Raw genomic sequence first — 18552 nt, 5'->3', positions numbered from 1 at the left:
GTCACGCCGCCGCCTCGCGCGTCTCCGCCATCGGGACGCGCTTGGTGGCGCGCAGGCAGTTCAGCACGAGCGGTAGCAACCAGAACGCCGCCGACTGGTCGTAGGACAGCTGCCCGGCCGAGAGCCGGTTGTGCACGAAGCCGACCGAAAGGCCCAGTCGCGGTTCGGCCCAGCCGAAGGAACCGCCGAGACCGATGTGACCGAATCCGGCGCGTGCCCCCGGCATCGGCAGCGAGTGGTAGCCGAGGCGCCACATCATGGGCGCGTAGAACAGGGCGCTGTCGAGCCGGTAGGTCTGAATTCGGCGTATGGCCTTGATGGTTCGCGGACTGAGGTACGGACGGCCCGCCGCGACACCATTGTTCGCCAGCGCGCCGTACATGGTGGCCAAGGCCGGCGCGGTACAGACACCGTTGCCCGCACCCAGTTCGGTCCGCAGGATCGGCGGATCCTGCCCTTCCAGGATGGTCTCCAAGCCGGGCAGGAACAGGCAGCGCGTCGCGGCACCCAGCGCACCGGGGATCAGATGGCTGCGGCCCAACACCAGTGAGCCGACCGGTTTTCCGATCAAGCTCAACTGTGAACCCGCCAGCGGGGCGTAGCTGGTGGGCGCGTGCGCGGGCGGGGTGCCGAGATGGATGCCGTCGACGCCGAGCGGCTCGGCGACCTCCGAGCGGAACAACTCCGCCAGCCCGCGGCCGGTGATCGCGCGAGCAAGCCCGCCCATCAGCCAGCCGTAGGTGAGCGCGTGATAGGCCGGAACACCCAGCAGCCGATCGGGTTTCGCGGCGGCCAAGCGCTGCTCCATCAGCTGATGATCGAGCACATCGTCGAGACCGGTGGCGATCGGCGCGAGGGCGGACAGGCCCGCACTGTGCGTCATCGCCTGCCGCACGGTGATCTTGTGCTTGCCGTTGGCGCCGAATTCCGGCCAGTACTCGGCGACCGGTGCGGTGTAATCGAGCAGTCCGCGGTCGGCGAGGCGATGGATGACGGTGGCGGTGACGCCCTTCGTCGCGGAGAAGATGATCGACCCGGTGTCCTGGGTCCACGGGCTGGTGCCCGCGGATCCGATCCAGATGTCGAGCAGTGGCTCGCCGTGCAGATGCACCGCCAGCGCGCCGCCCGCACCCCGGCGACGCCCGAAAGTCCTGGCGAAAGCGCGTACCAGTGGGGCGAATTCGGCGGTGGCGCTGCCACCCATTCCGGCTGGGATCGGCGCTAGATCCCCCGAAGCGTCGTTGCTCATGATTCCACGGTAATAGCGTCCGTCACACCCGGCAATGGATCTGTCTCGGACAGCAGTTCTATCGTGACTTTCCCGCAACCGGATTCGGCGGCCGATGTGCGGATGTCAGTGACCGCGTGGCGGATCCGTTACCCGGTCCTCGAGGATCGCGAACGAGTGGGCGGGAATCGTTGTCGCCGACGGCCCTTCGGTTGGCGGTTCCCAGGACAGCAGCGAAAAACCGGTGATCGGCACCGTGACCTGGTCTTCGGACAGATTGCACACCAACTGCAGTGGGCCGCGGCGCAGCACGATCCAACCGGCCGCGGCGTCGTAGTCGACGGAGACGTGCGGCAGCCACGGGTCGGTGAGTTCCGGCCTTTCCCGGCGCAGGGCCAGCAGCTTGCGGTAGCAGGAAAGTAGCCGAACGTGGCGGGCTTCGTCGAGTTCGGTCCAGTCCAGCTTCGAGCGCAGGAATGTCGACGGGTCCTGCGGATCGGGGACGTCGTCGGTGTGCCAGCCGTGTTCGGCGAACTCGGCCTTGCGGCCGGCCGCGGTGGCGGCGGCGATCACCGGGTCGGTGTGCGAGGTGAAGAACAGGAAGGGGGTGCGGGCGCCCCACTCCTCCCCCATGAACAGCATGGGCGTGTACGGCGAGCACAGCACGAGTGCGGCTTTGATCGCCAGTTGTCCGTCGGTGAGGTAGGCGCTCGGGCGGTCGCCGATGGCGCGGTTGCCGATCTGATCGTGGTTGCAGGTGTAGGCGAGCAGTGCGCTGGCCGGGGTCACCCTGGTGTCGATCGGACGGCCGTGGGTGCGGCCGCGGAAGCTGGAAAATGTTGCGGCGTGGAAGAATCCGTGCGTCAGTGTGTGGGCGAGGCAGCGCAGTGAGCCGAAATCTGCGTAGTAGCCCTGTCGTTCGCCGGAGACCGCGGTGTGGATCGCGTGATGCAGGTCGTCGTTCCACTGCCCGGTCAGCCCGTAACCGCCCGCGGCGCGCGGGGTGATCAAGGTGGGGTCGTTGAGGTCGCTTTCCGCGATCAGGGTGAGTGGTCTGCGCAGGTGGGCGGCGAGACGTGTTGTCTCGGTGGCGAGTTCGGCGAGCAGGTGGGTGGCGGTTCGGTCGACCAGGGCGTGCACTGCGTCCAGTCGCAGTGCGTCGATGTGGAAATCGCGCAGCCAGCGCAGCGCGTTGCCGATGATGTGTGCGCGCACCTCGTCGGAATCGGGGCCGTCCAGGTTGAGGCTCTGCCCCCAGGTGTTGCGGCCATCGGTGAGGTAGGGCGCGAAGCGGGGCAGGTAGTTGCCGGAGGGACCGAGATGGTTGTAGACGACGTCGAGCGCGACCGCCAGCCCACGCGCGTGGCAGGCGTCGACGAACCGCTGCAACCCGTCCGGCCCGCCGTAGGGTTCGTGCACCGCGTACCAGAGCACGCCGTCGTACCCCCAGTTGTGCGGCCCGTCGAACGCGTTCACCGGCATCAGCTCAACCACGGTGACACCCAGGTCGACCAGGTAATCGAGCCGCTCGATCGCCGAGTCGAAGGTGCCTTCCAGGGTGAAGGTCCCGACGTGCATCTCGTAATACACCGCCCCCGCCAACGGCCGCCCGGTCCAGCCCGCATCCGTCCACACCGACCGGTCGAGCCGGTGCAGCGCCGACCGCCCATGCACCCCGTCCGGCTGCCGCGCCGACCGCGGATCCGGCAGCACCGTCGGATCATCATCGAGCAAAAACCCATACCGCGCCCCCTCCGCGGCAGTAACCACCACCCGCCACCACCCACCCTCGACCCGCTCCATCGGGTGAACAGCTCCATCCAGGTCCAACCGCACCCGCTCCGGCCGCGGCGCCCACACCTCGAACAAGGTCACCCCGCCAGCATTCCACGCCCCGCAACCCCGCCCCACCCCGTTCTCCGCCCCACGCCGTTCTCGGCCCCGCGCCCGAATTCGACAGCAATATCGTGCGGGGCACGCTGGGTCGTGCGCGGCACGCTGGATCGGACGCGACACGGCACGCTGGATCGTGCGGGACACGACTCGCTGGATCGGACGCGACACGACTCGCTGGATCGGACGCGACACGACTCGCTGGATCGGACGCGACACGACTCGCTGGATCGTGCGGGACACGACTCGCTGGATCGGACGCGACACGACTCGCTGGATCGTGCGGGACACGACTCGCTGGATCGGGCGCGACAGCACGCTGGATCGTGCGGGACACGGCACGCTGGATCGGGCGCGACAGCACGCTGGATCGGGCGGGACACGGCACGCTGGATCGGGCGCGGCGCGGCACGCTGGATCGGGCGCGACAGCACGCTGGATCGGGCGGGACACGGCACGCTGGATCGGGCGCGGCGCGGCACGCTGGATCGGGCGCGGCGCGGCACGCTGGATCGGGCGGGACACGGCACGCTGGATCGGGCGCGGCGCGGCACGCTGGATCGGACGCGGCGCGACTCGCTGGGTTGGGTGCGGCGGTTTGGTGACTATTCGCGGGGTGGTTGGGCGTGGCGGGGCGTCTGCGGGGAGTTGTGGCGCGGGTGGGTGGGGGGTGGGAGAGTGGGCGGGGTGGGTATTTATGGAGATCGGGTTGTGCCGCGGATTGTGGATGTTGCCTGTGGGATGCGGTTCAATGAGCCGCTGCGGGAGCGGGTGTGTGCGGGGTTGCGGGGGCGCGTCGTGGAGATCGGGTTCGGGTCGGGGCTGAATGTGCCGTTCTATCCGCACACGGTGGACAAGGTCAGTGCGGTCGAGCCTGCGGATCTCGGGTGGAAACTGGCGAGTAAGCGGGTTGCCGCGTCGAAGGTGCCGATCGAGCGGGCCGGGTTGGATGGGCAGTCACTTCCGTTCGCGGACAACACCTTCGACTCCGCCGTGTCGACCTGGACCATGTGCACCATCCCGGACGTTTCCACCGCGCTCGCCGAAGTCCGCCGCGTCCTCGCCCCCGGCGGCACCCTGCATTTCGTCGAGCACGGACTCGCTCCGGACCGCGGCGTACAGACGTGGCAGAACCGCCTGAATCCGCTCCAGAAAACCCTGTGCGGCGGCTGCAACCTGAACCGTGACATCCGCGGCCTGCTGACCACCGCCGGATTCGAAATCCAGGACATCGACATCTTCTACGGCGAAGACGCCCCCCGAGTTTTCGCCGCCCAATCCCTCGGCGTCGCGGTCTCCCCGTAACCCGAATCACCCAGCCTCTGCGGTGGTGACCACCCCGAATCTCCTCCGGCCGATCCTCGGCCATGGGGCCGCCTCACCCGGCCCCATGCCCTTGCCCGTGGCGCAACCCAGAGCCCAAAACCCTCTGCGACGGTTGCCGCCAGATCCGCGATATCCGCAGACAGCCACCAACCGCCGAGTTCGAGATCCACAACCTCGGCCTGCTTCCCGCAGGTGACTTGTGTTGCCTTACGTCACGGAATGGCCAGCACGAGCTTCAACGCCGTGTTGACAGCCATGATCGTCGCTGGGGCTACCGTGCCCAGTAATTCTTTGAGTTCGTCACGATGCAATTGCTGCAGGTCGTCGGCGACGATGTAGCCCACGAGCGGATCGGCAGTTGACAACGGGACCACGGTCGGCAAGCTCGCGTACTTGTCCGCCGTCGTGATACGCACCGCCAGTAGGCGCGGCAATTGCCGATTGCGCCGGTTGTTCGACACGATCAACCACGGTTCGGGGCCGTGACCGATATCCGCGCGGTAGATCTGACCACGGGTTGCGGCGGCGAATGTCATCCCGGCATCACCTGATCGACGTCGTCGGCGTACCTGCGCACACGCTCCCGAGCTTCGGTTTCGTCGTGCACCTCCGGCCAGATCTCGGCGAGCTGCTGATATCCCTGGTCCAGCGCCTCATCGATCAGCACCTGCGCGCCGATCGCCATCAACACGCGAATGACGGTTGCCTCCGAGGCGTCGGGGGTGAGGGAGTAACCGAGGTGGGCGGCGATGGATTCGAACAGCACCCACTCGGCACCCTTTCGGTCACTGAGCGTCGCCAGCGTGCGTTCCTCTCGCTCGGTCAGGGTCAAGGTGGTTCGTCTGGTCATGCATCACATCGTACATCGGTATCGATGCGTGGTCAATCATCAGAAAGTGATGCACAACCTCTCATCACTTACTTTTGAAACGACCGGTTCAAAACTGTGCTAGCGTCGTTCGCGTGGCACGACCGAGACAGTTCGACGAGGAGCGGGCAGTGGACGCCGCGATGCGGGCGTTCTGGAGCGCCGGTTACGAGGCGACCTCGACCCAGGATCTGTGCGATGCGACCGGGCTGGGACGCAGCAGCATCTACAACACCTTCACCAGCAAGCACGATCTATTCGAGCGGGCCTTGCGCCGGTACATGGCGACCAAGAACGCCGCGACCTTCGCCTTGCTCGACGGCGACGAATCCGCGAGGGCGAAGATGCGGGCACTGCTGTGGCAGGTGGTGGAGGCCCCGGATGCGGACCCGCTCGGCTGCCTGGTCGTCAACTCGATGATCGAACTCGCCCCCCGCGATCCGGCGGTGGCGGCGACGCTGCGCGCCGATCAGGAGCTGCGACTGGCCGCGCTGACGGCGGTACTCGAAAGCGGCAGGCGCGCAGGAGAAATCGACAAGGCCAAGGATGCCCGCGAGCTGGCGCACTTCATGAACGCCACCATCGCGGGCATGCGCGTGGCGGCCCGCGGCGGTGCCGGTCGTGATGCGCTGGAAGCTGTCGCCACGACGGCACTGAACGCCCTCTGACCTATGCGACCCGAGACGACAGTCTCTTTTCGTGCGCCAGTTTTGAACTGAACGATCCAAAACTAGAGAGGTACCTCGATGCCGTTCGCCGTCTACATCCTGGGCTTGTCCATTTTCGCCCAGGGCACCTCGGAGCTGATGCTCTCCGGCCTGCTCACCGAGCTGGCCGCCGACCTCGGCGTCTCCATTCCGCAAGCGGGACTGCTCATTTCGGCGTTCGCCCTGGGCATGCTGATAGGTGCGCCGGTCCTCGCGGTCGCGACGCTGCGACTCCCGCGACGCAATGCGCTGCTCGCCTTCCTCGCGGTATTCGTCGGCGCTCACGTCGTCGGAGCACTGACTTCGGACTACTGGGTCCTGTTCGCCACCCGGGCGGTCGGCGCGTTCGTCTACGCCGGATTCTGGTCCGTCGCGGCAACCACCGCCGTCGGCCTGGTGCCCGCGAACGCGCGCGGCAAGGCGATGAGCATCGTCGCGGGCGGACTCACCATCGCCACTGTCGTCGGCCTGCCCGCAGGCACCGTGATCGGCCAGCACCTCGGCTGGCGCGCCGCCTTCTGGACCGTCGCGATCATGTCCGCGCTCGCCATGCTCGGCGTGCTCGCCAAGATCCCGGCGGGGCGGGCGACAGCGACACCGGATCTACGAAAGGAACTGCGCAGCATCATCAATCCGCGGCTGTGGCTGTCCTACAGCACCACCGCACTCGCCACCGCCGCGCTGATGGTCAGCTTCGCCTACCTCGGTGCGCTGTTGTCGCAAACGACCGGCCTGACCGACGGCTGGATCCCGATCGTGCTGGTGGTGTACGGCATCGGCAGTTTCCTCGGCATCGTCGTCGGCGGCCGCACCGCCGACGCCCACCCGATCCGCACACTGTACGTCGGCATCACCGGCCTGATCATCACCTCGGTATTGCTAGCCCTCACCGCCGAGCACCCCGCCCCCGTCGTCGCACTCACCTTCCTGCTCGGCGCCTTCGGCTTCGGCACCAACCCCACCCTCAACAGCCGAGTCTTCAACTTGGCCGCCGACGGACCGACCCTCGCCCCCGCATTCAACGTCTCGTCCTTCAACGTCGGCATCACCGTCGGCCCCTGGCTCGGCGGCCTGGCCATCGGCGCCGACCTCGGCTACGCGTCGGTCGCCTGGATCGGCGCCGCCATCGGCCTCGCCGCCCTGGCCACAGTCACCTGGGAACAACTAATGAACCGCCGCCCCGCACCAACCCCCACCAAACAGCCCCAACTAGTCCACTGATCCCATGATCAACGGGACATGGTGGCGGCAAAGTCCGAGAAGGCCCGCCACCATGTCCCGTTGATCATTAACGCACCGTGTTGGGCGAAGGGGGCACCGAGCGGCTTGTCAGCTCGCATACTGGATGTGGAAGCGAGCCTGAACGGAAAAGGGGCCATACCAAGACTGGCTGGGCATTGCCCATGCAGGTTCGAATCCTGCCGCTTCCGCTACCTATCGAGAGGGCTCAGCCTGCCAGGCAGCCGGGTCCCAAGAGCGCCTTCAAGTCACCCATCAATGCCGACGACGGCGAAACCCGCAGACTGTCATCGAGTTTCAGCAGCGTCGTCTTCTCCCGGGCACCCACGTGCCGGACGTGCACGTCGGCCGTGCCGGGATGCCGGGAGAGCACCCGCTTGAGTTCGCCGATCTTGTCGGGCGTGCACATGCGGGTGGAGATGGTGACCGCGAGCGGCTTGGCGACACCGATGGAGGACAGGTCGGGCACGGCGAGATCGTTGGCGATCAACGAGATCCGATCGTCCCGCACCGAGACGCGGGCCTTCACCAGCACCACCGCGTCCTCGACCACGTCCATCCCGTACACCGAGTAGGCCTGCGGGAAGAACAGCACCTCGATGCCACCGGCCAGATCTTCCAGCTGTGCCGACGCCCACGCCAGCCCGTTCTTGTTGATCCGCCGGTTCACCGAGGCGAGGATGCCGCCGACGGTCACCTGGGTGCCGTCCTTGATGTCACCTTCGAGGATCGCCGGGATCTGCGTATCCGACTGTGCCGCAAGAACATGCTCGACGCCGTTGAGCGGATGGCCGGACACGTACAGGCCGAGCATCTCGCGCTCCAGCGCCAGCTTGTGCTTGGCCTCCCACTCGTCCTCGGGCACCTTCACGTTGAACACCGAGGACACCGACTCGTCGGCGTCCACCCCGCCGAACAGGTCGAACTGCCCGATCGCCTCGGCCTTCTTGGTGGACATCACCGCGTCGATGGCGTCGGAGTGGATGAGCAGCAGACCCTTGCGCGGATGCCCGAGCGAGTCGAATCCGCCTGCCTTGATGAGGGATTCGGTGACCTTCTTGGTGCAGGCGACCGCGTCGATCTTGTTCAGATAGTCGGAGAAGTCGGTGAACTTCGACTTCTCCTTGCGCGCGGCGATGATCGAGGACACCACGTTGGCGCCGACGTTGCGCACCGCGCCGAGGCCGAAGCGGATGTCCTTGCCGACCGAGGCGAAGTTCATCTCGGACTCGTTGACGTCCGGCGGCAGCACCGTGATGCCGAGGCGGCGGCAGTCCGACAGGTAGACCGCCGCCTTGTCCTTGTCGTCGCCCACGGAGGTGAGCAGTCCGGCCATGTATTCGCCCGGATAGTTGGCCTTGAGGTAGGCGGTCCAGAACGAGACCAGGCCGTAGCCCGCGGCGTGCGATTTGTTGAACGCGTAACCGGCGAACGGAAGGATGGTGTCCCACAGAGCTTTCACCGCGGCCGCGGAGAAGCCGTTGGCGGTCATGCCCGCGTGGAAGCCCTTGTATTCGGCCTCCAGGACCTCGAGCTTCTTCTTACCCATGGCCTTTCGCAGCGCGTCGGCCTTGCCCATCGAGTAGCCGGCGACCTTCTGCGCGATGAACATGATCTGCTCTTGATAAACGATCAGGCCGTAGGTCTCCGAGAGGATGTCCTTCAGCGGTTCCTCGAGCTCCGGATGGATCGGCGTGATCGGCTGACGACCGTTCTTGCGGTCGGCGTAGTCGTTGTGCGCGTTCATGCCCATCGGGCCGGGGCGGTACAGCGCGAGCACCGCGACGATGTCGTTGAAGCCGGTCGGCTGCATGCGGCGCAGCAGGTCGCGCATGGGGCCGCCGTCGAGCTGGAAAACGCCGAGAGTGTCACCGCGCGACAGCAATTCGTAGGTGGCCGGGTCGTCCAGCGGCAGATTGTCCAGGTCGAGGTCGATGCCGCGGTTGGCCTTGATGTTCTCCATCGCGTCACCGATGACGGTGAGGTTGCGCAGCCCGAGGAAGTCCATCTTCAGCAGGCCGATGGCCTCACACGACGGGTAGTCCCAGCCGGTGATGATGGCGCCGTCCTGGGCCCGCTTCCAGACCGGGATGGTGTCGGTCAGCGGTTCGGAGGACATGATCACCGCGCAGGCGTGCACGCCCGCATTGCGGATCAGGCCCTCCAGGCCGCGCGCGGTCTCGTAGATCTTCGCGACGTCCGGGTTGCTCGCGATGAGCTCGCGGACCTCGGCCGCTTCCTTGTAGCGCTCGTGATCCGGATCGGTGATGCCGGACACCGAGATGTCCTTGGCCATGATCGGCGGCGGCAGCGCCTTGGTGATCTGGTCGGCGATCGCGAAACCGGGCTGGCCGAACAGCACTCGCGCGGAGTCCTTGATGGCGGCCTTGGTCTTGATGGTGCCGAAGGTGATGACCTGGGCGACCCGGTCGCTGCCCCACTTCTCGGTGGCGTAGCGGACCATTTCACCGCGGCGGCGATCGTCGAAGTCGATATCGATATCGGGCGCGGACGGCCGCTCCGGATTCAGGAACCGCTCGAACAGCAGGCCGTGCGGAATCGGGTCGATATTGGTGATGCCGAGCGCGTAGGCGACCAGCGAACCGGCCGCCGAACCACGGCCGGGGCCGACCCGGATGCCGACCTCTTTCGCGTGCGACACGAGGTCACCGACGACGAGGAAGTAGGCGGGGAAGCCCTTCTGCTTGATGACGTCGAGCTCGAAGTAGGCGCGGGTGTAGTACTCGTCGGGCACACCGTCCGGGAAGCGACGCGCGAGACCGCGCTCGACTTCCTTGCGCAGGAACGAATTCTGGTCCTCGCCCTCGGGCACCGGGAACACCGGCATCCGGTCGCGGAACGCCCACACGTCGTCGTAGGACTGCACGCGTTCACCGATGGCCACGGTGTTGTCGCAGGCGCCGGGCACTTCGGCGTCCCAGATCGCGCGCATCTCCTCGGCCGACTTGAGGTAGTAACCGTCACCGTCGAACTTGAAGCGGGTCGGGTCGCTGAGCGTCTTGCCGGTCTGAATACACAGCAGCGCTTCGTGATTGGTCGACTGGTCCTTGGTGACGTAGTGGCAGTCGTTCGTCGCGATCGGCGGAATGCCGAGCTTCTTGCCGATCTCCAGGAGTCCCTCGCGGACCCGGCGTTCGATGGACAGCCCGTGGTCCATGATCTCCAGGAAGAAGTTTTCCTTCCCGAAGATCTCCTGCCACTTGGCCGCGGCCTCCAGCGCCTCGCGATCATGACCGAGGCGCAACCTGGTCTGTACCTCACCCGACGGACAGCCGGTGGTGGCGATGATGCCCTCGGCGTACTGGGCGATGATCTCCTCGTCCATCCGCGCCCACTTGCCGAGCTGACCCTCCAGCGACGCCAGCGACGACAGCTTGAACAGGTTGCGCAGGCCGGTCGCGTTCTCGGCGACCATGGTCATGTGGGTGTAGGCGCCGGAGCCGGAGACGTCGTCGCCCTTCTGGCTCGGGTCGCCCCACAGCACGCGCTTGGTGTCGAACCGGGAGGCGGGTGCGATGTAGGCCTCGATGCCGATGATCGGCTTGATGTCCGCCTTCTTCGCCGAGTTGTAGAACTCGGAGGCACCGTACATATTGCCGTGGTCGGTCATCCCCACCGCGTTCATCCCCAGCCGTTTCGCCTCGGCGAACAGGGGCGAAATCTTAGCCGCACCGTCGAGCATGGAGTATTCGGTGTGGTTGTGCAGGTGAACGAACGATCCGGACGAGGCGGCCAAGACGGTCCTTCCTCCCAAGGTCTCGACGGGGGTTGGCTGGACCGATTCTAGGGGTCCCCACCGACTGGTTCGGACAGGCGCGCTGCGCCATCGCTGGTGTTCGGCGTGTCGGTGGCAAAGATCACCGGCGCGTCTCGCGACCCACCGTACTTGCGTCCGAATTCCGCTAGTAGAGGTGGGTCCCGGTTTCCCCACTGGACGAATTTCGGCGCGGACCAATCGTTGTCGAGCGCTCCGCCAGCCGAGCCGGGAGCAAGCGGCAGCCCCCGAGGACCGGCTGCGGGCAGGTTGGTGATTCCGCTGAATCGAAGGGGCGAATCGGAGGTATCAGCGCCCGAAAAGGAGCATAGTCACAGGCATACGACAGACGAGTGTTCCCAAACCTGCCGAGGTATTGATGAATTCGCTCAGAGCACTGTTCGCCATCCCCGCCGTACCCGCCGTCGCCGTGGCGGCCATGGTCGCCACGGCGGCCCCGGCCGCGGCCCAGATCGTCGACCCGTTCGAGAGTGTCTACTCGCTGACCCAGGGGCTCTGCGTCGCGCAGGTCAGCTCCTCGGTCGTCAGCAACGCCTATCCGGAGCACGCGGCATTCACCGTGGCGACCACCATGTACGGCGTCGGCGGCTGCAGCCTGCCGCTCACGCTGAACTGGCGAAACGTGGAAACCGGTGCGACAGGCACGTTCACGGTCACCGCGCAGGGCCCCGGATATTGGAGCAACAGCGGCCGTTCCGCGCTGTTCCGCCCCGGGATCGGCCGGTTCACCGCCACATTGACCGTCGGCGCCCCACACATCCCGGAACCCGGCTCGGCCGAGTTCTGGGTCGACCGCTACGAGGGATAAGGCGTACCTCCGCATTCGCTCCGGCCGTGCGCGTCTATGGACGGACTGACGCCCGGCAGCGCCCATCAGGCGAGAATCCGCGGCGGTACGACCCCCGGACGCGATAATCGGCGGATGAACGCACTCCCCGTGTGCCGGTTTTCGGGTCCGCGATGACGACGACGGTGGTCGCTCTCGTCGTCTCGGCGGCATTGATCGCCGGGGCCTTGGTGATCTGGCCGCGGACCCGCCGGGTGGTGACCACCCCGGCCGAACGGGCAGTGCATTCGGCACTGCACACCGCGTCGCTGGCGGCGATTCCGTTGCGGCGCGGGCTCACCGACCAGTCGGCGCAGGAAGCTGCCCCGCATCTGCGGGCGCTCACCGGAGCCGAGGCGCTCGGCGTTGCCGATCCGGACGGCACGCTGCTCGCCTGGGACGGCCCGCACGCCGAGCTCGCCGAGCACTTCACCGAGGCGGCCAAGCGCGCCGTCGCCGGTGAGCGGCCGGTGCTGGTCGCCGGGCCGGGCAGTGGCGAGCACGCGGGGCGGACCCTCATCGCGCAACCGCTGCTGATCGAAAGCAACGGGGTGGCCGGGGCCATCGGCGTGGTCACCACCGGTCAGCCGGGGCCGGGTTGGCTCGGCGCGGTGGCCGAGGTGGCCCGGTATGCCTGCGGCCAACTCGAATTGGCCGAACTGGATGCTTCCCGGGCCCGGCTCGATCGGGCCGAGGTGCGGGCACTGCGGGCGCAGATCAGCCCGCACTTCATCTACAACGCGCTGAATACCATCGCCTCGTTCGTGCGTACCGACCCGGACCGGGCCCGCGAACTGATCCTCGAATTCGCCGACTTCACCCGCTACTCGTTCCGGGCGGCGGGCGAATTCACCGTGCTGGCCGACGAATTGCGCAATATCGAGCGCTATCTCGCGCTCGAACGCGCCCGCTTCGGCGACGCCCTCGACGTGCGCCTGCAGATCGCGCCCGAGGTCCTCGGCGTCGTGCTGCCCTTCCTCGCACTGCAACCACTGGTGGAGAACGCGGTCCGGCACGGTCTGGCAGGCGCCACCCGCGGCGGCACGGTGAGCATCACCGCCGCCGACGCGGGCACCGACTGCCTGATCAGCGTCGAAGACGACGGCGTCGGCATGGACCCCGAACTGCTCCGCTCCGGCGCCCTCGACGCCGTCGAAACCGGCAGCGGCCCCGCGAGTTCCGGCGAATCCGCGCACGTCGGCCTGGCCAATGTCGACGATCGCCTGCGCGCCGCCTTCGGCAACGACTACGGCCTCATCGTGGAAACCGCCCCCGGGGCAGGCACCAAGGTCTCCCTCCGCGTCCCCAAGTTCCGCGCGGGCATCCAGGCATAACCGAGGTGGAGTCGTGAGTGCCCCATGGCTGCGGCAACCTGCGGCCGACTGCTTACGATGGAGCAGTTGTGACCCGGGACACTGACAAAGGGGCCGGTACCTTGCGGGTGCTGGCCGTCGACGACGAGAAGCCCGCTCTGGACGAGCTGGTGTATCTGTTGCGTGCGCAGCCTGGTGTGGGCGAGATCCACGATGCGGCGGACGCGACCACCGCGCTGCGGGTGTTACGCGCGCATCCGGTCGACGCGGTGTTCCTGGATATCAATATGCCCGGCCTGGACGGCATGGAGCTGGCGGGCATCCTGTCGGAGTTCGCGAATCCGCCCGCGGTGGTTTTCGTGACGGCACACGACGATCGGGCGGTCTCGGCCTTCGATCTCGGTGCGGTGGACTATCTGCTGAAGCCGTTGCGCGAGGCGCGGCTGGCCGAGGCGGTGCGCCGGATCGCCACTACCCGCGGCACACCGGCACCGGTCGCCGACGGACCGCGCGCCGACCCGAGTGAGGTGATCCCCGTCGAGCTCGGCGGGGTGACCACGCTTGTGCCGCGATCGAGCGTGAGCTGGGTGGAGGCGGACGGCGACTACGCCAGGCTGCACACCAGCGGTGGGTCGCATCTGGTGCGGATCCCGTTGTCCGCGTTGGAGTCCCGATGGGAGGACGCGGGATTCCTGCGGGTGCATCGGTCGTACCTGGTGGCGCTGCGATTGGTGACCGGTCTGCGCACGGTCGGCACCGGGACGGTGGTGTGCCTGCGCGCCGACGGCAATGCCGCGGCCGTGGAGTTGCCGGTGAGCCGCAGACAGGTACGCGAGCTGAAACAGCGTCTGGTGCACGGGCCTCGGCAACAGTGGACCGGCCAGTGACCGGACCACAGCACCGACCCGTCCGGCAGCGCGTGGTGCTGTCGGAACGGCGCGGTGCGCGACGAGTCCGCACGCGAGTGGAGGTCGCCGAGCAAACCGAGATCGGCGAAGCATTGATCGGTGGCTTGATCCGCGCCCAACTCGGACTCGCGCTGCGGCTGGGCTTGATCACCGTCGTCGTATTGTGCGCGCTGCCGGTTCTTTTCGGGATCGGCTCGGTGGGCTCGGTGGTCGTGTTCGGCCTGCGCCTACCGTGGCTGCTGCTCGGCGTCGCGGTGTACCCGCTGCTGTATCTGGTCGGCCGGTTGTACGTCCGCCTGGCCGAACGCAACGAGCAAGACTTCCTCGACCTGGCCGAGGACTGACATGCACCCCCGCCTGCCCCCCACTGCCGTAGGCCTCGCTCGCCGCCGCGCACCGCTCGGCTCGCCGCGCACGAAACTGCTGGCAAGCATTCGCGCAGCAGGACAAAACGGGCGCGGCACGCACAGTGGGCGATTCGAGCGTTCGGCGGCGTGCCGAGGGAGCTTGTGGTGACAGCGGGGTCGGTGCCGGTGTTGACGGTGCTCGCGCTGCTGTTCGCCGCCCTGGCCACGGTCGCGATCGGGGCCTACGGAGTTCGGTTGGCCCGCACCACCTCCGACTTCCTTGTCGCCTCGCGCAGTGTCCGGTCCGGATGGAATGCCGCGGCGATCTCCGGTGAGTATCTTTCGGCCGCTTCCTTTCTGGGTGTCGCCGGGTTGATCGCGAAGTACGGTGCGGATGCGCTGTGGTACCCGGTGGGTTTCACCGCGGGCTACCTGTCGCTGCTGTTGTTCGTGGCGGCGCCGCTGCGGCGGTCCGGCGCGTACACGGTGCCCGACTTCGCCGAATTCCGGTTGGGCTCGGTGCGATTGCGCAGGCTGGCCGCGACCGTGGTGGTGCTGGTGTGTGCCGTGTATCTGATTCCGCAGTTCCAAGGGGCCGGGCTGACGTTGCATACATTGCTGGGCGTGCCCGATTGGGTGGGCGCGGTGGCGGTGGGCACCATCGTGATCGCGAATGTGGCCGGTGGCGGCATGCGGTCGATCACGCTGGTGCAGGCGTTCCAGTACTGGTTGAAATTGACGGCGGTGGCTATTCCCGCACTGGTGCTACTCGGCCATTTCCTCACCGAGGACCGGGCACTCGGCGCGCCCGCTCCCCCGGTGGTCACCGAGCGCACCGTAGTGGATGTCCGCACCGACGTGGTGGTGCAGGTCGGTGCGACACAACAGGTTTCGATCGCCGGAAAGCTCGACGACCGTCCGGTGGACGGCCAGACGCTGCTGACCCCGGGCGCCCACCAGCTGTCCGCGGGCACCGAGCTGGTGCTGGAGGCCGGTGCCGCGGTACCGGTGGTGGCCGGTGCGCCCGCGGACGGCGCCGGATGGCTGGAACCAGGTGGCGGCTTCGGCGGCGCACATCCGACCTACCAGGTGTATTCGCTGATCATCGCGACATTCCTCGGCACCATGGGCTTGCCGCATGTGCTGGTGCGCTTCTATACGAATCCGGACGGCCGGGCCGCGCGGGCGACAGCGGTGGCGGTGATCGGGCTCGTCGGGGTGTTCTACCTGTTCCCGGTGCTGCTGGGGGTATTCGCGCGACTGTATGTGCCGCAGTTGCTCATCACCGGAACCTCCGACGCGGCAGTGGTGCTGATGCCCGGCTCGGTGGTCGGCGGACTACCAGGGCAGTTACTGGCCGCGTTGGTGGCGGCAGGCGCGATCGCGGCGTTCCTCTCCACCTCGTCGGGCTTGCTGGTGAGCATCGCGGGCGTGCTGAGTACCGACATGCTGCGCGGACGGATTCGAGATTTCCGGGCGGCGGCCGTGGTCGCCGGTGGTGTGCCGCTTGCCCTTTCGCTCACGGTGGCGTCGCTGGATCTGTCCCGCACTGTCGGCCTGGCGTTTTCGGTGGCCGCCTCGACCCTGTGCCCGCTGCTGGTGCTCGGCATCTGGTGGCGCGGACTCACCGCGGCGGGCGCGGCGGCCGGGCTGATCGCGGGCGGGCTGGCGTCCGGCGGAGCGACGGTGGTGTCGGTGACCGGAGGGCTTTCCGACGAGGTGGCGGGCGGGTGGCCCGCCGCACTGCTCGGCTACCCGGCGGCGATCAGCGTCCCGCTCGCGTTCGCCGCGATGATGCTGGTCAGCAAGGTGACCCCCGGCCCGGGAACCCGGCGGGTAGGGCGCGTCTTCGTGCGGATGCACGCACCCGAGCGGCTCGGCATGGGCGCCGACCGCGAACGCAGCCTTCGCTCGAACTGACTCGTCGGGGCTCCGATGCGGATCGGGCCCGACCGCTCGTCGCGTCACACCGACCGTTCACCGCACAATCGGCGGCCTTCCCGGAGTGACCCACACCACAGCAGCATTTCCGCATGCGGCCCTGGCTACGGTGCTCAGCAAGTAAGCCATGTCACAAGCTAGGACGACCATGACAAGTACAGAACTCGACGGCAGCGCCCCGCGGCGCACGCCGAGTGCCGACGAATTCGTCGAAGTGCAGGCCAGCCCGGAGTTTCAGGAGCTGCGAACGCGGCTGCGCCGCTTCGTATTTCCGATGACCGCGCTGTTCCTGCTGTGGTACGTCAGCTATGTGCTGCTCGGCGCCTACGCGCACGACTTCATGGCGCACAAGGTCTTCGGCAACATCAATGTCGGATTGTTGCTCGGCCTCGGCCAGTTCGTCTCCACCTTCGCCATCACCGCGCTCTACGTCCGGTTCGCCAATCGCGAGCTGGATCCGCGCGCGGCGGCCATTCGTAACCGGCTAGAGGGAGGCCAGGCGTGAATCACGTCAGCATTTACGCCGCGGGCGCGGCCGTCGGCAATCCGGTGGCCAACATGGCCATCTTCGGCGTCTTCGTCGCGATCACCATGGTCGTGGTGATCCGGGCCAGCCGCAGCAATGCCACCGCCGCCGACTTCTTCACCGGCGGACGCGGCTTCTCCGGCCCGCAGAACGGCATCGCCATCGCGGGCGACTACCTCTCCGCCGCAAGCTTTCTCGGCATCGCGGGCGCCATCGCGGTGTACGGCTACGACGGGTTCCTGTACTCCATCGGGTTCCTGATCGCCTGGCTGGTCGCGTTGCTGCTCGTCGCCGAAATGCTCAGGAACACCGGCAAATTCACCATGGCCGATGTGCTGAGCTTCCGGCTCAAGCAGGGGCCGGTGCGCACCGCCGCGGCGCTCACCACCCTCGCGGTGTCGCTGTTCTATCTGCTGGCGCAGATGGCGGGCGCCGGTGGCCTGGTCGCGCTGCTGCTCGACATCTCCGACAAGACCGGGCAGTCCATCGTGATCGCCGTGGTCGGCGTGCTGATGATCGTGTATGTGCTGGTCGGCGGCATGAAGGGCACCACGTGGGTGCAGATCATCAAGGCCGTGCTGCTGATCGCGGGGGCCGGACTGATGACGGTCATGGTGTTCGCCAAATTCGGCTTCAACCTCTCCGACATTCTCGGCTCGGCGCAGCAGCACGTGTCCGAGTCGACGAACAAGGGCGTGGCCGCCCGTGATGTGCTCGCGCCCGGCGCGCAGTACGGCGGCAGCGCCACCTCGAAGATCAACTTCCTGTCTCTCGGTCTGGCGCTGGTGCTCGGCACCGCGGGTCTCCCGCACGTGCTGATGCGCTTCTACACCGTGCCGACCGCGAAGGAGGCGCGCCGATCAGTTGTGTGGGCGATCGGGCTGATCGGTGCGTTCTACCTGTTCACTCTGGTGCTCGGCTACGGTGCCGCCGCGATCGTCGGCCCGGACCGGATTCTGGCCGCGGCAGGCGGACAGAACTCGGCGGCACCGCTGCTGGCGTTCGAACTCGGCGGCGTGATCCTGCTCGGCATCATTTCCGCGGTCGCGTTCGCGACCATCCTCGCGGTGGTCGCCGGGCTCACCATCACCGCGGCGACCTCGTTCGCGCACGACATCTATGCCGGAGTCATCAAGCGGGGCAAGGTCGATGACGCCAAACAGGTGCGGGTTTCCCGGATCACCGCGCTGGTGATCGGCGCGCTCGCGATCGGCCTCGGCATCCTCGCCAACGGCCAGAACATCGCGTTCCTGGTGGCGCTGGCGTTCGCGGTGGCGGCGGCGGCGAACCTGCCGACGATCGTGTACTCGCTGTTCTGGAAGCGGTTCAACACCACCGGCGCGCTGTTCTCCATGTACGGCGGGCTCATTTCCACCATCGTACTGATCGTCTTCTCCCCCGCGGTGTCGGGCACCAAGACCTCGATGCTGTCCAGCTTCGATTTCGACTGGTTCCCGCTGTCCAACCCCGGAATCGTGTCCATTCCACTGGCTTTCGCGCTCGGCATCGTCGGAACGCTGCTCGGCAAGGCCGACGTGAACCCGGCCAAGGCCGCCGAGATGGAGGTCCGTTCGCTGACCGGTGTCGGCGCCGAGAAGGCGGTGGTGCACTGATCGCTGCCGGGTAGTCACCCG

General features: G+C 67.3%; 16 protein-coding genes and 1 tRNA gene. 12 read left to right on the top strand and 5 right to left on the bottom strand.

All coding sequences use genetic code 11. The features are described from left to right. Position 1: 1 nt before the first annotated feature. Complete coding sequence (locus tag ACFK0J_RS12170) at positions 2 to 1249, bottom strand: serine hydrolase domain-containing protein (protein ID WP_378739458.1); 1248 nt, start codon at positions 1247 to 1249, stop codon at positions 2 to 4. A 105-nt stretch (positions 1250 to 1354) separates the two neighbouring features. After that, complete coding sequence (gene treZ / locus ACFK0J_RS12165) at positions 1355 to 3103, bottom strand: malto-oligosyltrehalose trehalohydrolase (protein WP_378739456.1); 1749 nt, start codon at positions 3101 to 3103, stop codon at positions 1355 to 1357. A 154-nt stretch (positions 3104 to 3257) separates the two neighbouring features. On the opposite strand from treZ, the gene ACFK0J_RS12160 reads away from it, so the two are divergent. Next, entirely contained in the window at positions 3258 to 3947 is a 690-nt protein-coding gene (locus ACFK0J_RS12160; protein WP_378739454.1) for a hypothetical protein, read from the top strand. After that, positions 3863 to 4426, top strand: coding sequence for a class I SAM-dependent methyltransferase (locus ACFK0J_RS12155; RefSeq protein ID WP_378739452.1), 564 nt, complete (start codon positions 3863 to 3865; stop codon positions 4424 to 4426). The genes ACFK0J_RS12160 and ACFK0J_RS12155 overlap by 85 nt, the downstream gene beginning before the upstream one ends. A gap of 233 nt (positions 4427 to 4659) precedes the next feature. Here ACFK0J_RS12155 and ACFK0J_RS12150 read toward each other — a convergent pair whose 3' ends face one another. Together ACFK0J_RS12150 and ACFK0J_RS12145 are read right to left on the bottom strand one after the other, a co-directional pair. Continuing rightward, entirely contained in the window at positions 4660 to 4983 is a 324-nt protein-coding gene (locus ACFK0J_RS12150; RefSeq protein WP_378739451.1) for a type II toxin-antitoxin system PemK/MazF family toxin, read from the bottom strand. After that, positions 4980 to 5297 carry a hypothetical protein gene (locus ACFK0J_RS12145; protein WP_378739448.1) on the bottom strand — a complete coding sequence of 106 codons (318 nt, stop codon included), beginning with the start codon at positions 5295 to 5297 and terminating at the stop codon, positions 4980 to 4982. The genes ACFK0J_RS12150 and ACFK0J_RS12145 overlap by 4 nt, the downstream gene beginning before the upstream one ends. A 113-nt stretch (positions 5298 to 5410) precedes the next feature. Here ACFK0J_RS12145 and ACFK0J_RS12140 point away from each other — a divergent pair, with 113 nt between their 5' ends. From ACFK0J_RS12140 to ACFK0J_RS12130, 3 genes are all read left to right on the top strand, one after another. Continuing rightward, positions 5411 to 5983, top strand: coding sequence for a TetR/AcrR family transcriptional regulator (locus tag ACFK0J_RS12140; RefSeq protein WP_378739446.1), 573 nt, complete (start codon positions 5411 to 5413; stop codon positions 5981 to 5983). 78 nt (positions 5984 to 6061) lie between these two features. Further along, complete coding sequence (locus ACFK0J_RS12135) at positions 6062 to 7243, top strand: Cmx/CmrA family chloramphenicol efflux MFS transporter (protein WP_378739443.1); 1182 nt, start codon at positions 6062 to 6064, stop codon at positions 7241 to 7243. Positions 7244 to 7371: 128 nt separating this feature from the next. After that, positions 7372 to 7452 (top strand) — tRNA-OTHER (locus ACFK0J_RS12130). A 17-nt stretch (positions 7453 to 7469) separates the two neighbouring features. On the opposite strand, the gene dnaE is transcribed toward ACFK0J_RS12130, so the two are convergent. Further along, positions 7470 to 11018: a DNA polymerase III subunit alpha gene (gene dnaE, locus ACFK0J_RS12125; protein WP_378739441.1), complete on the bottom strand. Its 3549-nt coding sequence runs from the start codon at positions 11016 to 11018 to the stop codon at positions 7470 to 7472. 397 nt (positions 11019 to 11415) lie between these two features. Between dnaE and ACFK0J_RS12120 the strand changes: the two genes are divergently transcribed. From ACFK0J_RS12120 to ACFK0J_RS12090, 7 genes are all read left to right on the top strand, one after another. Continuing rightward, a complete protein-coding gene (locus tag ACFK0J_RS12120) occupies positions 11416 to 11865 on the top strand; it encodes a hypothetical protein (RefSeq protein WP_378739438.1) in 450 nt (149 codons plus the stop codon). Positions 11866 to 12017: 152 nt separating this feature from the next. Then, a complete protein-coding gene (locus ACFK0J_RS12115; protein ID WP_378739435.1) occupies positions 12018 to 13217 on the top strand; it encodes a sensor histidine kinase in 1200 nt (399 codons plus the stop codon). 68 nt (positions 13218 to 13285) lie between these two features. Further along, positions 13286 to 14083, top strand: coding sequence for a LytR/AlgR family response regulator transcription factor (locus tag ACFK0J_RS12110; protein ID WP_378739432.1), 798 nt, complete (start codon positions 13286 to 13288; stop codon positions 14081 to 14083). Continuing rightward, positions 14080 to 14448 carry a hypothetical protein gene (locus ACFK0J_RS12105; RefSeq protein ID WP_378739429.1) on the top strand — a complete coding sequence of 123 codons (369 nt, stop codon included), beginning with the start codon at positions 14080 to 14082 and terminating at the stop codon, positions 14446 to 14448. Before ACFK0J_RS12110 ends, ACFK0J_RS12105 begins: the two co-directional genes overlap by 4 nt. 168 nt (positions 14449 to 14616) lie before the next feature. Beyond that, a complete protein-coding gene (locus ACFK0J_RS12100) occupies positions 14617 to 16371 on the top strand; it encodes a cation acetate symporter (RefSeq protein WP_378739426.1) in 1755 nt (584 codons plus the stop codon). A 169-nt stretch (positions 16372 to 16540) separates the two neighbouring features. Beyond that, positions 16541 to 16897 (top strand): DUF485 domain-containing protein, encoded by a 357-nt coding sequence (locus ACFK0J_RS12095; protein WP_218475922.1) that lies wholly within the window; start codon positions 16541 to 16543, stop codon positions 16895 to 16897. A 53-nt stretch (positions 16898 to 16950) separates the two neighbouring features. Beyond that, the gene (locus ACFK0J_RS12090) at positions 16951 to 18531 is read left to right on the top strand and encodes a cation acetate symporter (protein ID WP_378742781.1); all 1581 of its coding nucleotides are present in this window, start codon (positions 16951 to 16953) and stop codon (positions 18529 to 18531) included. Positions 18532 to 18552 lie beyond the last annotated feature (21 nt).

The sequence above is a fragment of the Nocardia brasiliensis genome (genome assembly GCF_042691675.1).
GTDB lineage: Bacteria > Actinomycetota > Actinomycetes > Mycobacteriales > Mycobacteriaceae > Nocardia > Nocardia brasiliensis_D.
The sequence above is the reverse complement of the archived record's forward strand: the minus strand, read 5'-3'. Positions and strand labels throughout refer to the sequence as shown.

What these genes read in the sequence shown, in the direction of transcription:
- ACFK0J_RS12170 (WP_378739458.1), bottom strand. Translation starts at nt 1,249, where the DNA reads ATGAGCAACGACGCTTCGGGGGATCTAGCGCCGATCCCAGCCGGAATG.
- ACFK0J_RS12155 (WP_378739452.1), top strand. Translation starts at nt 3,863, where the DNA reads ATGCGGTTCAATGAGCCGCTGCGGGAGCGGGTGTGTGCGGGGTTGCGG.
- ACFK0J_RS12150 (WP_378739451.1), bottom strand. Translation starts at nt 4,983, where the DNA reads ATGACATTCGCCGCCGCAACCCGTGGTCAGATCTACCGCGCGGATATC.
- ACFK0J_RS12145 (WP_378739448.1), bottom strand. Translation starts at nt 5,297, where the DNA reads ATGACCAGACGAACCACCTTGACCCTGACCGAGCGAGAGGAACGCACG.
- ACFK0J_RS12135 (WP_378739443.1), top strand. Translation starts at nt 6,062, where the DNA reads ATGCCGTTCGCCGTCTACATCCTGGGCTTGTCCATTTTCGCCCAGGGC.
- ACFK0J_RS12120 (WP_378739438.1), top strand. Translation starts at nt 11,416, where the DNA reads ATGAATTCGCTCAGAGCACTGTTCGCCATCCCCGCCGTACCCGCCGTC.
- ACFK0J_RS12115 (WP_378739435.1), top strand. Translation starts at nt 12,018, where the DNA reads ATGACGACGACGGTGGTCGCTCTCGTCGTCTCGGCGGCATTGATCGCC.
- ACFK0J_RS12095 (WP_218475922.1), top strand. Translation starts at nt 16,541, where the DNA reads ATGACAAGTACAGAACTCGACGGCAGCGCCCCGCGGCGCACGCCGAGT.
- ACFK0J_RS12090 (WP_378742781.1), top strand. Translation starts at nt 16,951, where the DNA reads ATGGCCATCTTCGGCGTCTTCGTCGCGATCACCATGGTCGTGGTGATC.